The organism is Fodinicurvata sp. EGI_FJ10296, assembly GCF_040712075.1.
Lineage (GTDB): Bacteria > Pseudomonadota > Alphaproteobacteria > DSM-16000 > Inquilinaceae > JBFCVL01.
This window is the reverse complement of the sequence record NZ_JBFCVL010000006.1, coordinates 448,963-463,112: the sequence shown is the minus strand read 5'-3', so window position 1 is coordinate 463,112 and position 14,150 is coordinate 448,963. Positions and strand designations below refer to the sequence as shown.

Below are 14,150 nucleotides of genomic sequence, written 5' to 3'. Positions count from 1 at the left end.
TTCAGCCTTTGCGGTCGGTAATGGGCCCGTAGTTGAAGCCCATGGAGGCGCGCAGACCCTCCGGCAACGCGGGCAGCGAAGACCGCGGTATCAGGAAGGTCGACAACGCGAAGAGATCCTTGAAAATCCGGTGCTTGTCTGCGGTCGTCTTCAGATAATCCGATCCCGACGACCCGCCGGTGCCGATCTTCAACCCGATCATCCGCTGCACCATCAGGGCGTGGCGATAGCGCCAGTTTGTCAGTGCCTCGTCCAGATCCATAAGCCGGCTGAGGCAGCGGAACGGCAGATGAAGCACCGGTTCGTCACGATAGAGATTGATGAACAGCGCCGCCTGCAGCGCGCGCATCGACCAGCGCCATTGGCCCTCGGCCTGAGCGGCGGCATGGGCATCGGCATCGAACAAGGCGTCGAAGCGGCCCTTCGCCGCCGTCAGCCGGGCAGCCTCGCGCTGGCGATGCTCGTCGTCGAGGCTTGAATCGTCCCGCAGATAGGCGATGTCGCGGTCGAGCGCGTCATTCACCGCCGCGCGGAACGCCTCGGTAAATGTCCAGCCGCCGGTTTCCATGAACGGCGTACGCTCCAGCCACCGTTCGATCAGGTCCGACAGCGACGGCTTCTCGTCGACTTCGCGCATGCGTTGGCGGTCATCTTCGGACAATCGGGCGTCATAAGGCTGCCGGTCATAGGTCATCCGATCGGCACGCTTCAGGCCCAGCCGGGTCTCGATCATGCGGAACTGGACGCTCTGAAAGCCCGACGCCGGATAGAGTACGTCGCGGAATTCCAGGAAATCCAGCGGCGTCATGGTCTCCAGAATATCCAGATGCTGCACCGCAACGCGCAGGATCTCGTGTATGCGGCCGAGAAGCCTGTCGGCCGGGCCCATCGATCGGTCGTTGACCGGATCTTCGGCGAACAGACGCTCGATCTCGTCCAGTTCATACAGGATCTGCCGGAACCACAGCTCGTAAGCCTGGTGCACGACGATGAACAGCATCTCGTCATGGGCCGGCCGACCGACGGTTTCAGCCAGCGGCTTCTGGCAATCGAGCAGCCGGTCCAACTGCAGATAGCCGCCGTAATAGACCGGATCGCGCTTTTCGGAATCGCCCATGGCAAAGCCTCGCAGGAGGACCGGGGCATCCGGCTATTCGGATGCAACCGCATACTGTTTGCCGCATACGATGGACTGGCGCAACACCTGCAGGCCCGGAAGCCGACGTCGCTACATCGTCGACGGCAGGAACAGGACCAGCGACGGGACGAAGACAAGCAGCAGCAGCCGGACGATATCGATCAGCACGAACGGGATCACGCCCCTGAAGATCGTGCCGGTCGGCACGTCGCGCAGAACCGATTTCAGCACGAAGACATTCAGACCGATCGGCGGCGTGATCAGGCTGATTTCCACCGCGACGACGACGATGATGCCGAACCAGATCAGGTCGAAACCCAGCCCCTCGACGACCGGATAGAAGATCGGCACGGTCAGCAATATCATCGACAGGCTTTCAAGCACCGCGCCCATGACAAGGTACATGCCCAGGATTACCAGGATAACCGTGATCGGTGCCATCGGCGAGGCCGTCAGCCAGCCCAGCAGATCGCCGGGCAGGCCGGCCAGATTGACGAAGTTCGAGAACAGCACCGCACCGATCAGGATGGCGAACATCATTGCCGTGGTGCGAGCGGAATCGACCAGAACCTCCCACATGACCGGAATCGACAGCCGCCGCCGGGCCAGTGCGATGGTAAAGGCGCCGAACGCCCCGATCCCGGCCGCCTCGGTTGAGGTGAACACGCCCAGATAAATGCCGCCGATAACGATCAGAAACAGCGTCAGCACCGATACGACGCCCCACAGCGCCAGAAACCGCTCGCGCATCGGCATCGGCGGTGCTGCCGGGCCGTCATCGGGGTTGAACAGGATGTGGATACGCACGGCGATCATATAGCCGATGATGCCCAGAATGCCGGGTATCAGCCCGGCCAGGAACAGTTGGCCGATATTCTGCTGGGTCAGAATGCCGTAGATGATCAGAATGACGCTGGGCGGAATCAGAATGCCGAGTGTCCCGCCCGCCGCGATCACGCCGGTGGCGAGCCGGTCGGAATAACCATAGTGCCGCATCGACGGCATGGCCACCCGCGCCATGGTCGCCGCCGTCGCCAGCGAGCTGCCGCAGACAGCACTGAAACCACCGCAGGCCATGGTCGTCGCCATGGCCAGGCCACCTCGCCGGTGGCCGAGAAAGGCATAAGACGCCCGATACAGTTCATCGGCCATGCCCGCCTTGACGATGAAATTCCCCATCAGAATAAACAGCGGCACGACTGAAAGGGTATAGGAAAGCCCGGTGTCGAACGTCGTCTGTCCCAGCATCGACAAGGCCGGACCCGTTCCGATCACCGACGCAACACCGAAGAATCCCACCAACCCCATGGCGAAAGCTACCGGCAGGCCGAGCGCGATCAGGGTCAGGAGGATCAGAAGGCCGGGAAGCCAAAGCTCCATGGCGGGGACAACCTTGCTGGGGAGGAGAACATGCGGCGGAAGACAGCCACCGCAGGTCAGGCGTTGGGCGGCGACGCGCCCTCGCTGTACGAAGGCCGCTGGCGAAGGCCGAACAGATACGAGATACCGTTGACGGCAGCCAGCAATGCCGCCATCGCGGCAAGGCCGGCGGCGGCGTAGACGACCGGCGCCATGGGTATACGCAGATAAGACGTCGTATCGCCGAACGACAACGCGCGTTCAGCGACATGCCACAGTCGCCACGCGACAACGCCTAGCAGACCGGCGATCAGCATATTGACCGCCGCTGCCTGAATTCGCCGGGCGGTCGCGGGCAGCAGATCGCTCAGCAGCGTTACCTGGACGTGCTCTTCTCGCCGGGTCACCAGCGGCAATCCGGCGAAGATCAGCAGCACGAGCAGGATCTGCGTCACCTCGAAGCCGCCGGGCAGCGGCCGGTTCAGGACATAGCGACCGAACACGTCGACGAAGGTCAGCACCATCATCGCCAGCAGCACCGTGGCCGCGACCGCCGCAATGGCGGCCGCGATCCGGTCGGGCCAGTTACCGCGATTATTCCGTCCCGGGTTCATAGGCCTCGACTTCGGCGCGGAACATTTCCAGCGCGGCCCCGCCATCGACGCCAGCCTCGTTCATGGACTCAACCAGCCCCTCTTCCACTGGGGAAAGGGTTTCGCGCAGCGAGTCAATCATCGCATCAGATGCGGTAATCATCTCGATGCCGGCTTCTTCGATGGCCTCAAGACCGGCAGCGTCGGCCTCGTCCCAGGCGCGCCCGGCCATGCGGGAAAAGTCCTCGCCGGACACGCTCATGATTGCCTCCTGATCCTCGGCGCTGAGCGCGTCGAACCGGTCGGCGTTCATGACGAAGAAGAAGCTGGTGTTATAGAGGCCGCCCGGCACGATGGTGCCGTATTCGAGCACGCCTTCCAGGTTGAAGAACGGCACGCTTTCATGCGGGAACAGAATGCCGTCGGCGACGCCGTTGGACAGCAGTTCGTATGTCTCGGTCGACGGCGCCGGAACGGTGACGACATTCAGCAGATCGGCCACCTGGCTGACGATACCGCCGCCGACACGCAGCTTCATGCCGTCGAGATCCTCGACCGCCTCGACCGGCTGCACGGTATTGAAGATGTGACCGGGGCCGTGCGTGAAGACGCCGAGAACCTGTACGCCCTCGTGCTCGTTGGCCTCGGCCAGATGCTCTTCATGGACGCGCCAGTAGGCAACCGACAGCGCCTCGGCGCTGTCGCCCAGGAAGGGCACTTCGACCATCTGGGTCAGCGTGAATCGGCCCGGCGTATAGCCGTGGACGCCGAAGGTCACGTCGGCGATCCCGTCGGCCGCCATGTCGAAATGCGCCGGCGGCGGGCCCAGCGGTGCGTCCAGAATATCGACGGTGACCCGTCCTTCGGTCGCTTCCTCGACATTTGCCGCCCAGGGCTGAACCATGTCGCGGACGATCGGATGGGATGGCGGCAGCCAGTTGGCGACCCGCAGCGTCTCGGCCCCCGCGGCCCCGGCGGACAGTCCGCCGCCGCCGACAATCCCGGCCATCAGCGCCGCCGTGGCGATGCCGGTGGTGAGTTTTGGTGCCTCCATTGTCCCTGTCTCCATATTCTTCATGGTTGATGTGGTTCTTCGATGCCCGCTTTTGGTCGGCCGGCGCGATCGATCCCGGTCAGCATGACCGATCCCTAGCGTCGATCATATCCCTGACGCGGTGATGTTGCACCTTGCCCATCGCATTTCTGGGCAATTCGCGAACGAACATGACTTCCCGCGGATGCTTGAATCGCGCGATCCGTCCATGCAGCCAGCCCAGAACGGCATCCGGATCGGGCTCGCCCCCGTCTTCGGCGAGAATCACCGCCACCGGCGTTTCGCCCCATTTCGGGTCCGGGCGTCCGACGACGGCAACATCGGCCACGCCGGGACAGCCGCGCAGCACGCGCTCGACCTCGGCCGGATAGATATTCTCGCCGCCGGAAATGATCATGTTCTTCTTGCGATCATGGATGAAATAGTCGCCGTCGGCGTCGCGGTAACCGATATCGCCGGTATGAAACCAGCCGTCGCGCAGGGCTTCCGTCGTCGCGGCGCTGTTGCCCCAGTATTCGAACATCACCTGCGGTCCGCGCACCAGGATCTCGCCGTCGCTGCCGTCCGGCACCGGCCGGCCGTCGGAACCGACGACCATGGCGTCGCAGTGCAGGCCCTGCCGCCCCGTGCTGCCGGGCTTGAACGGTGCCCCGGATTCCTGCTGATAGATCGCAATCGGTGCCGTTTCGGTCGAGCCATAGACCTGGATCATCGTCACACCCCGGTCGGCATAGGCATCGATCAGGTCCTGCGGCACCATTGACGATCCGGTGGTGACGAGCCTGAGCGACGACAGATCGGTGTCGGGAAACGCCGGGTGGCGAAGCACGGCTTCCAGCGTGGCGGGAACCAGAACCGTCAGTGTCGGCCGGTCCGCCGCAATGGCCGCCAGCGTCCGGCCGGGGTCGAAGCGGTCGTGAAGCAGTACCGTCGCGCCAGCATGCAGCCCCGGCAGGGTCTGGATGTTCAGGCCGCCGACATGGAACATCGGCAGTACCGTCAGAATCCGGTCCCGCCCCGTCAGGTCGTGCATATGCGTCGATTGCACCGCGTTCCAGAACAGCGCTCTCTGGGTCAGGACGGCGCCTTTCGGCTGCCCCGTCGTCCCGGACGTGTAGACGATCAGGAACGGGCAAGAGAGATCAACATGCGGATTGCAGTCATCCCCCGATCTGACATCCGGCGTGGCGAGCAGATCGTCGAGGGCATCGGCGTTCCCCAGCGCGCCGTCGAGTCCAATGGCCCGGATTCCGGCGCGGCCGGCGGTCACCTCGGCGATGGTCTCGTTGAACGCAGTATCGGCAACGAGCACCTTGACCGCCGCATCGGACAGGATGAAGGCATGTTCCGGCGGCGCAAGACGCCAGTTCATCGGCACGAACATGGCGCCGAGACGCGCGCAGGCGAACAGAACCACCAGCATGTCGGCGCTGTTGTAGCCGAGATGCGCCACCCGGTCGCCGCGATCGACGCCATAGGCCGATTTCAGAAGCCGGGCGACCGCCGCGACGCGGCCCGCCATGTCCGCATAGCTCAACGTGCCCGCGGCCGACACGATCGCCGGCTTGTCCGGGGTGAAGACCGCATGCCGGTCGATCCAACGCGACAGATCCATTCGCCCGTCTAGCCTTTCTTGCGACCCGTCATATCCTTAGTCGTCTGTCTCACCGGAAAGGTAGAGCGACTCGCGCCCGATTCTGTCGAGGCAGATTTCCGCCGTCCATGGCAGCATCAGCGACCCGCACCGGCTGTCACGATAATAGCGTTCCAGCGGCAGCGTCTTCAGCATCGATTGCCCGCCGCAAGTCCGGATCGCCAGCCGGGCAATCTCGTTGGCGTTTTCCATGACCGTGTGCTGAGCGGCGTAGGCGCGCAGCACCTGTTCCCTGGACGGATTGGCGCCGGCCTCGGTGATCGCCTGGAACCACAGAGCCTTGGTCTGTTCCAGCATCACATGCATCTGTGCGACCGCAAGCTGTTTGGTCGGGAACATGCGCCGCTTGACCGGCGGCGTGCCCGGCTGCTCGCCCCTGAGATAGCGCACGGTAAAATCGTAGGCCGCCTGAGCCATGCCCATATAGCTGGGCGACAGCGTCAGGAACATGTGCGGCCATTGCCCAGCCGCCTGGAAATAGACGCCCCGCGGCATCAGCAACGCATCTTCCGCAACGAACACGTCCTTGAACAACAGGGTGCGCGAAACAGTGCCGCGCATGCCCAGCGGATCCCAATCACCGACGACCGATACACCCTCGGCGCCAGCCGGCAGCGCCAGATACAGCGTATTGCGGCGGCTCGCCTTCTCGCCCTCCGTCACCTCGGTGCAGAGAACGCCGTAATAGTCGGCATGGCCGGCGAGCGATGCGAAGATCTTCTTGCCGTTGACGATCCAGCCACCCTCCACCGGCCGGGCCTCGGTCCCGAACGCCACCGTTCCGGCGGCCGCCGCCCCGCCCTCCGAGAACGGCTGGGAATAGATCGCCCCGTCTTCGAGAATACGCCGATAGTGAACCGACCGGCGCTGATGATGCGCGTGGCGCGTATTGGCATCCATGTCCAGATCGTCGGTTAGCGCGCCGGTCCACAGCGTCGAACAGACATGCATGTTCCAGGTCAGCGCGGTGGCGCCGCAATAGCGGCCCATTTCCGCAGCGGCCAGGCAATAGGTCTGAAAATCGGCGCCGAAGCCACCATCGGATTCCGGAATGCAGACGCCAAGCAGCCCCTCGCGGTGCAGATCGCGATAGTTCTCTGACGGAAAGCGGGCGTCGCGGTCGTATTCGGCGGCGCGGTCGGCCAGCACCGTCTGTCCGAGGCGGCGCACCGTGGCCAGCAGATCGGCTTGACGGTCGGTCAGCCGAAATGCCGACGGATCGAAAATCGGCGCATCAGGCACGATCACCCCGCTGGATGCACCACCCATGGTCTTCACTCCTCAATCGGTTTCTGTCAGGAACGCGCGCACCAGCGCGCTGAAGGCGTCAGGCCGCTCAAGGGATGCCAGATGGCCGGCTTCGGCGATAACGGCGAACCGGGCGCCGGGAATCTTCCCGGCCATTTTTTCCATCATCGGCGCCGGGGCGTTGGTGTCCTTTTCCCCGGCCACCAGCAGCGTCGGTACGGCGATACCGGCCAGCGCCTCGCGCCGGTCGAAGGTCACCAGGCATTCCATGGACTGTCGATAGACGGCCTCGGAGACCGACCCCATACAGTCGACGGCCAGGCTGATGCCCTCGGGGTCCGGATCGTTGCCAACCAACCCATCAACCAGCGAGGTTGCCAGTTCGGGCATGGTGTGCCCGGCATCCAGCGGCCCCAGACGTTCACTCAGGAACCGGGCCTGCCAATCGCCGTCCGGCCGCCCGAATGCCGGGCTGGTGCCCGACAGGATCAGCCGCCCCACGATCTCCGGACAGGTGGCGGCGAGTTCCTGCGCGACCATGCCGCCGATGGAGTGGCCCAGCACGGTTACAGGCCCGTCATCCAGATCGTCGATCAGCGCCTTCGCCCGGTCGGCAAGGGCCGGAAAGGTCATGGAGTCAAGCGCGGGCGACAGGCCATAGCCCGGCATGTCCCAGGCCACGAGGCGCCAGCGGTCGGCAAGCGCCGCGAGCTGCGGCGTCCAGTACCGGGCCGCGCCGCCGATCCCGTGAAGCAGAACCACCGTCGGCCCGACGCCGCCGGTTCGCAGGCTGGCCGGAACGTTTCCCTGCGCAGGAAATGTCTCTGCCTCGCGGCCGCCGATCCGGACGGTCATGGGCCTTCTCCGCCGACAAGATCGCCGTCCTCGACCACCGCCCGGCCGTCCAGCGCGATCGTGCAGCCGCGCACCGGGATATCGAAATGCCCGGCGGTATAGCGGCCCGCGAACTCGTTGGCGCCGGTACTGAACAGAAAATTACCGGCAAATGCCCGCAGTTCAGTGCCGTTGGTATCGCGTTGGCCGTACATGGCGAGCGCTTCATACCGGGCGCGCGGGTTCATGCCCCAGCCGACATGAGAAACGGCATAGGCGTCGCGATCGCCCCAGGCGGCAAAATACCGCCGCATCAGCTCGGCATCCGTGCCCTCGCCCGCGATATCGGTCACGTAATCGTCGTGAATGCGCAGGGTGACGGGACGTTCGAGATAGCGCTTGAAGGTCAGGTTGACGTCGCCGGCGTCGAGCACCAGCGTGCCGTTGACGCTGGAGCGCGCGGGAAAGGATACGACGACGCCGCCGGGCCAGTGCGCCACCGTTCCGGGCCGGTCGCAGTAGCCCCAGACACCGACGGTGCGGGCCTCGGCCAGCGCCACGCTCAGATCGGTGCCGACGCGCGAGGTCACCGACATTTCGCGGGCCGCGCGGACCTCCTTGACCGCCGCCTTGACCGCCGGTTCGAGCGCCGGATCGGGCACCAGCCTGGCCAGCGCCTCGGGATGTTCGTTGCTGACCATCAGCACGCGTGCGCCGCGTGCCAGAATATCGGGCAGTTCCGGTGCGTGCAAAAGCCCCTCGACCGTCAGGTCGACGACCAGCGAACTGTCAGCCAACGCGGTGACCGCAGGGCCCTGCCCGCCCAGCGCCTGACTGGCGCCGGTCGAGCGGACAGGGACCGGCGCCGAAGGTGGCTGCGTCGGGACCACGACATGAAACGCCCGGGCGTCAAGCCTCAGCAGGGCCAGCTCCGCCAGATGAACATTGAGACTGCGCGACTGCGTTTCGGACAGGATGGCGACATGATCGCCGGGACGAACGGCACATTGATCAAAGACGGCTGCGAAGGCATCGATCCATGCCGCCTCGATTCGGTCGTTGAGCATTGCCGGCCCCCTGTCTGTCGCTGTGAGCTTTTTTTCCGGAACGCATTCGGACAGCCGAATCCGACCTCGTCGCCCCAATCGCCTGTGCGGCGCAGCAAAAAACCATAGTTGACAAAGTATCAGAAATATAATTCCATGAAAAGTCATAATTTGAGGTTCATGGAACCCGCTTTCGTATCGTCGAACGACCGGCTTCAGGATGGGAGGAGCCCCATGGCAGGGATGGCGGCGGGTACGGCGCCCGAAACAACAACCACTCAGGCGCTTGACGGGCGCACGCTGCGCTCCGCGCTCGGCCATTTCGCAACCGGGGTGACCATCGTAACCGGAATTGGCACCCGGGGCCGACCGGTCGGCGTGACGGCGAACAGCTTTGCCAGCGTGTCACTCGATCCGCCGCTGGTGTCCTGGAGTCTGTCCCGGGAATCGCCCAATCTCGCAACATTCCGGGAAGGCGGCCGTTTTGCCATCAACATCCTGTCAGAAGATCAGCAGTCACTTTCGGCCCGTTTCGCCCGTCCGGTCGAGGACAAGTTCGCCAGCGTCCCGTGGTTCCCCGGCACAACCGGCTGCCCGATCCTGCCCGACGGCCTGGCATGGTTCGACTGCCGTGTCCACGCATCCCACGACGTCGGCGACCATGTGATCTTCATCGGACGGGTGGTGGCCTTCGAAGAACGCGGCGGAGCGCCGCTGGTCTTCTTCGGGGGGCGTTATCTGTCGGCGCCGGACCTGTATGAGCCGGACCTGTCTGAGCCGCCGAGTGTCCGGTGAAGCCGGTGGCGGATGACACGATCACATCGGACCCTGTCGACGCGCCGCAAACCGCGGCGGGCGCCAGTTCCGGCGAGCGCTTCATTGACGATTACCTGTCTTATCTGCTGTCCCACGCCGCCCATCTCGTCGCGCGGGAGTTCCATGCCCATGTGGAATCGATGGGCTTTTCCGTCCCGGTATGGCGGGTCCTGGCGACATTGTCCGACGGGGACGGATTGCCGGTCGGCGATCTGGCCCGCAAGACGCTTTACAAACAGCCGACACTGACAAGGATCATCGACCGCCTCGAAGCCGATGACATCGTCAGCCGCGCGGCCGACGCCGGAGATCGGCGACGCGTCCGGATCTATATCACCGGCAAGGGCCGGGAACTTGTTTCGCGGCTTCTGCTGGACGCCAAACGGCATGAAGCCGCAATCCTCAAGGGATACAGCGAGACAGAAGTCGCTCTGCTGAAAGAAGCGCTGCGCATGCTGATTGCCCGGTCCGGGGGGCGGTCCCTGTAATAGCGGAATCGCAGCCCTACTCGCCACGCGTTTTCGTGCCAATGACGGGCGACCGGCTCAGGTCGTTGTTGGCGTCGACCAGCCGGCGCAGCATCGCCATCAGCTTCTGACTTTCATCCTTTGACAGTGGCGCCAGAAGTCGCGTCTGCGCCTGATCGACCGCGTCCGACAACCGGCTCAGCAACGCATCGCCATCCGGCTTCAGGAACAACTGCCGGGTCCGTCGATCGGAATGACTCAATCGGCGCTCCACATACCCCTTGTGCTCCAAACGGTCGATGACGCCACCGATGGTCGACCGGTCGAAGGCGATCGCCCGCGAAAGCCCTGCCTGATCGATGCCGGGCCGTGCGCGTATTGCGACCATCGCGGCATACTGGACCGGCGTCAGTTGCTGGCCGTCGATCTCGTCGAAGAATATGGAAACGGCAATCTGGTGAAGCCGCCGGATCAGGTGACCGGGCCTCGCCAGGAGATCGTCAATATCGTCAGGCGCCCGATCGGCATCGTCGATAGCTGTCAATCCGAGGCCCCCATCTTGATTATCGCACGGTGACGAAACCCGGTTCCGGCATCAGCGATCATTCAGGCTATTCGATACCATTTCCGAAGCGTCGTAAAGAAGACGCCACCACCGTTTCAGAACACCTGCTGTCGCTCTATCGACGGCACGACGAAAAAAGGCCCCCGCCATTGTGGCGGGAGCCCTTATGTCGGGATCATCCGACACTTTCAGTCATGTGCAGCGGTAGACGCTTTCTGGCTTCAGTTCTGGGTCTCGCTTTCAGCGTCACCATTGTCGCTTTCAGACTGATCATCCGGGGATTCGTCGGATTCCATGTCCGATTCTTCCTCGGTCGCTTCAGAATCCGGCATTTCCTGCGACGGCGACTCAGCACCGCCCGTCTCGGCGCCGCCTAGTATCTCATCGTAAAACGCGACGATCGCCTCGTGCCAGGCAGGATCCTCGACATCTGGGAAACCGCCTTGTGCATAGCTTGGGGCGTTCGCCAGATCTTCGCGGCTGATGTCGAGGAGAAGCGCCATTCCTTCCAGCCGATGGCCGGGACCGACTTCTGCTCCGGACTGCTGCTGGGGCTGGGGCTGAGCCTGCTCCTGCTCCTGCTGCTGCTGTTCCTGCTCCTGCTCTTGCTCCTGCTCCTGCTGCTGCTCCTGCTCTTGCTCCTGCTCTTGCTCCTGCTGCTGCTCCTGCTCTTGCTCCTGCTGCTGCTCCTGCGGTTGCTGTGCCTCATAAGCCTGGCTCAACAGCATATCGGGGGGCAGAACCGCCTCGTCTGTGTATTCGACCTCAGGCTGGTCTCGTATCTGGTCTTCGGTAAGCGGCAGAACCAGACGTTCGTTTTCGGCGTCGTAACTGAACTGCGTAGCCCGGATCGCGACGCTGGATTCTCCGATACCAAGGAAGCCGCCAACACCAAGGACGAAATGAGGTTCGCCGTTCAGATTTATGACCTCGGCAACATCGGAAATCGTTTCGCCTTCCTGGGTCGCAACGGTCATCCCCTGGATATCGTTGATGGTGGCGCTTGCCAGATTTTCATCCAGATTGTCAGCTGGCGACTGCTCCTGCTCTTCCGCAGGCTGCTCTTCTCCCGACTGCTCTTCCGCAGGCTGTTCTTCCTGCTGGCCCTCGTCCTGAGGCTGGCCCTCGTCCTGAGGCTGGTCACCGGACTGGGTCAGGGACTGCATTTCGACCAACTGCAGCGCATCAACGGGAACAGGGTACAGGGCCTGTTCACCGCTTCCCTCAGTCGCCCGGTCCTGCTCCTGCTCGGAATCCTGCTGCTCGGCTTCAGTCTGGGCCTCGGTCCGGGTTTCTCCACGCGCCGCCGAAGATCCCGAGTCGGTAGCCAACAGTGTATAGAGAACGGACGAGTCACGGAAATCTATGATGAAGTCTTCAATGCGCCCCAGCGTCTCGCCTTGCCTGTTGACAACATCGAGAGAACGGAAACTCTCACCTTGCACGACAATATCGAGCGGCCGGGTCTGTACATTCTGAATCGAAGTATTTTCTGCCTGGCTATCGGCCAGCGCCATGGACGGCACAACGATTAAAGCGCTCGTTGCCAACATCGCTGCATTCAATTTCTTCATCATCATCATACTTACTCCCTACAATTTTAGTCGTCTCAATGACGCTTGCCTATAAACCCACGAGCCATAACCTTTGTTCCATCGACGAAATCCGTAATTTACTCAGCACATGAAGACCATGAGAGTTATAATTACATAAAATTTTTTATACTGGGGATGCCATCCGGCCAACGCGTACCACCATTCATACGCCCCTATGGCCCGGCAGGCGGAACCGGCCACAGGAAAAATCCTTAAAGGTAGTATTTTTTGTTCCCCACACAGCCCGGTTGCACTATTATCCGGGGAAAATTCAGGCTTATCCAACGATTTATAGCTGTTATGGGACATTGCCGGCATGCAGGGACGGTCATACCTAACCGCCCATTGGAATGCGTTGACCCTTCATGAGACCGTGAACGGGACTGCACAGGCAAATGGGATCAGCCTTCGCCCGCGCGCTACGACCGCGGCGCCGACAAGCTCCGTGATCCATCGGCCAATGATCGGCCCGGACCATCGACGCCACAGGATATCACCTGCTTTGCCTTTTGGGCGGGCGCGCTTTTTGCGAAACGAACCTTCGGGCCGCCCCCTGAATATCGGTATTTTCATTCCGCTGTCAGGCGCTGCCGGCATCTGGGGACCATCATGCCACCGCTGCGCCGATCTGGCCGTCCATGAGATAAACGCGAACGGGGGTGTCGGCGGGCGCCCGATTACGATGTCTGTCGTCGATGCCGGACGTTCGCCGGAAGAAGTGGCGACGGCTGCCGAGATCATGTTGCGAGATGGCAATATTGACGCGCTGATCGGCATGCATATCAGTGCCGTCCGTGTCGCGCTGGTCGCTGCGATCCAAAGCCGGATCCCCTATATCTACACACCTCTATACGAGGGCGGGGAAACGGCAACCGGCGTCTATCCTATCGGTGAAACACCCAACCAACAGGTCCGCCCGGCCGTCCTATGGTTCTCGAAAACCTTCGGGACGAGACGCTGGGCACTGATCGGCAACGATTACATCTGGCCGCATGTCTCCCACCGCGCCGCACACCGGTATATCGGCGAAATTGGCGGCTGCGTCGCCGACGATCATTTCGTTCCCCTGGGACAGGAGGATCACGACAGTTCGATCCGCCGAATCGAGGCGTCAAAGCCGGATGCGGTTATGGTCAGTCTCGTGGGACAGGATCTGGTACATTTCAACCGACAGTTCGTCGCCCGAGGCCTGGACAAATCGATCAAACGCTTCTGTCCGGCGCTGGAGGAAAATGTCCTGCTGGCACTGATCCCGGATGCCGGTGAGGAGCTCTACACGAGCGGCGCCTATTTCGGCAGCCTGCGCTCGGCGCCAAACATATCGTTCTCGACCCAGTATCTGCGCCGTTTTTCAAATACGGCACCAGTTCTCAACCGGTTCAGTGCCTTGTGCTACGAGGGCGTCCGCCTGTACGCCGAGATGGTGCGAACCGCAGGGAGCACGCAATTCTCTGCTCTGGCCGACATCGCCGAGGGGCTCACTTTCGATGGACCGCGAGGACGGCGCCAGTTAGTGGGCAATCATGTCTCGACACCTATCTTCATCGCCAAGGTCGAGGATCAGATGCTGAAGACCATCCACGGCATCCCGAATCAGTCCCCCGGCAGGTAACCTGCGAAATTCACAGATTTCTTGTACATCCTCGCCCACCCCGATCGTACCGACACCGAGCGGGGATCCCGAACCGGATGCACGCGGTTCGATTGTCACGATCGAGAGTAGCTACACGAGATCCCGGGACGGCAGCGCGTCACTTCGTGGCCGCGCTGCGCCCGATCCG

13 protein-coding genes are annotated in these 14,150 nt (G+C 62.8%); 3 read left to right on the top strand and 10 right to left on the bottom strand.

Annotated features, from left to right (window positions below; genetic code table 11):
• Position 1 precedes the first annotated feature (1 nt).
• The 8 genes from ABZ728_RS15745 to ABZ728_RS15710 form a co-directional block, all read right to left on the bottom strand.
• Positions 2-1,117: a tryptophan 2,3-dioxygenase family protein gene (locus ABZ728_RS15745; RefSeq protein ID WP_366657175.1), complete on the bottom strand. Its 1,116-nt coding sequence runs from the start codon at positions 1,115-1,117 to the stop codon at positions 2-4.
• A 111-nt stretch (positions 1,118-1,228) separates the two neighbouring features.
• Positions 1,229-2,518 carry a TRAP transporter large permease gene (locus ABZ728_RS15740; protein WP_366657174.1) on the bottom strand — a complete coding sequence of 430 codons (1,290 nt, stop codon included), beginning with the start codon at positions 2,516-2,518 and terminating at the stop codon, positions 1,229-1,231.
• Positions 2,519-2,574: 56 nt separating this feature from the next.
• Entirely contained in the window at positions 2,575-3,111 is a 537-nt protein-coding gene (locus tag ABZ728_RS15735) for a TRAP transporter small permease (protein ID WP_366657173.1), read from the bottom strand.
• Positions 3,092-4,144: a TRAP transporter substrate-binding protein gene (locus ABZ728_RS15730; RefSeq protein ID WP_366657172.1), complete on the bottom strand. Its 1,053-nt coding sequence runs from the start codon at positions 4,142-4,144 to the stop codon at positions 3,092-3,094. Before ABZ728_RS15730 ends, ABZ728_RS15735 begins: the two co-directional genes overlap by 20 nt.
• Before the next feature lie 79 nt (positions 4,145-4,223).
• Entirely contained in the window at positions 4,224-5,759 is a 1,536-nt protein-coding gene (locus tag ABZ728_RS15725) for an AMP-binding protein (protein WP_366657171.1), read from the bottom strand.
• A gap of 36 nt (positions 5,760-5,795) precedes the next feature.
• Positions 5,796-7,067 carry an acyl-CoA dehydrogenase gene (locus tag ABZ728_RS15720; protein WP_366657170.1) on the bottom strand — a complete coding sequence of 424 codons (1,272 nt, stop codon included), beginning with the start codon at positions 7,065-7,067 and terminating at the stop codon, positions 5,796-5,798.
• 12 nt (positions 7,068-7,079) lie between these two features.
• A complete protein-coding gene (locus tag ABZ728_RS15715; RefSeq protein ID WP_366657169.1) occupies positions 7,080-7,901 on the bottom strand; it encodes an alpha/beta fold hydrolase in 822 nt (273 codons plus the stop codon).
• Entirely contained in the window at positions 7,898-8,947 is a 1,050-nt protein-coding gene (locus tag ABZ728_RS15710) for a 2,5-dihydroxypyridine 5,6-dioxygenase (protein ID WP_366657168.1), read from the bottom strand. The genes ABZ728_RS15715 and ABZ728_RS15710 overlap by 4 nt, the downstream gene beginning before the upstream one ends.
• Positions 8,948-9,160: 213 nt before the next feature.
• Between ABZ728_RS15710 and ABZ728_RS15705 the strand changes: the two genes are divergently transcribed.
• Both ABZ728_RS15705 and ABZ728_RS15700 read left to right on the top strand, forming a co-directional pair.
• Positions 9,161-9,721, top strand: a complete 561-nt coding sequence (locus ABZ728_RS15705) for a flavin reductase family protein (protein WP_366657167.1) — start codon at positions 9,161-9,163, stop codon at positions 9,719-9,721.
• A 5-nt stretch (positions 9,722-9,726) separates the two neighbouring features.
• On the top strand, positions 9,727-10,230 hold the full coding sequence (locus ABZ728_RS15700) for a MarR family transcriptional regulator (protein WP_366657166.1): 504 nt from the start codon (positions 9,727-9,729) through the stop codon (positions 10,228-10,230).
• A 16-nt stretch (positions 10,231-10,246) separates the two neighbouring features.
• Here the strand turns inward: ABZ728_RS15700 and ABZ728_RS15695 are convergent, their stop codons facing one another.
• Both ABZ728_RS15695 and ABZ728_RS15690 read right to left on the bottom strand, forming a co-directional pair.
• On the bottom strand, positions 10,247-10,753 hold the full coding sequence (locus ABZ728_RS15695; protein ID WP_366657165.1) for a MarR family transcriptional regulator: 507 nt from the start codon (positions 10,751-10,753) through the stop codon (positions 10,247-10,249).
• 242 nt (positions 10,754-10,995) lie between these two features.
• Positions 10,996-12,357: a PRC-barrel domain-containing protein gene (locus tag ABZ728_RS15690; protein WP_366657164.1), complete on the bottom strand. Its 1,362-nt coding sequence runs from the start codon at positions 12,355-12,357 to the stop codon at positions 10,996-10,998.
• A 328-nt stretch (positions 12,358-12,685) separates the two neighbouring features.
• Here ABZ728_RS15690 and ABZ728_RS15685 point away from each other — a divergent pair, with 328 nt between their 5' ends.
• Positions 12,686-13,981: a substrate-binding domain-containing protein gene (locus tag ABZ728_RS15685; protein ID WP_366657163.1), complete on the top strand. Its 1,296-nt coding sequence runs from the start codon at positions 12,686-12,688 to the stop codon at positions 13,979-13,981.
• Positions 13,982-14,150 lie beyond the last annotated feature (169 nt).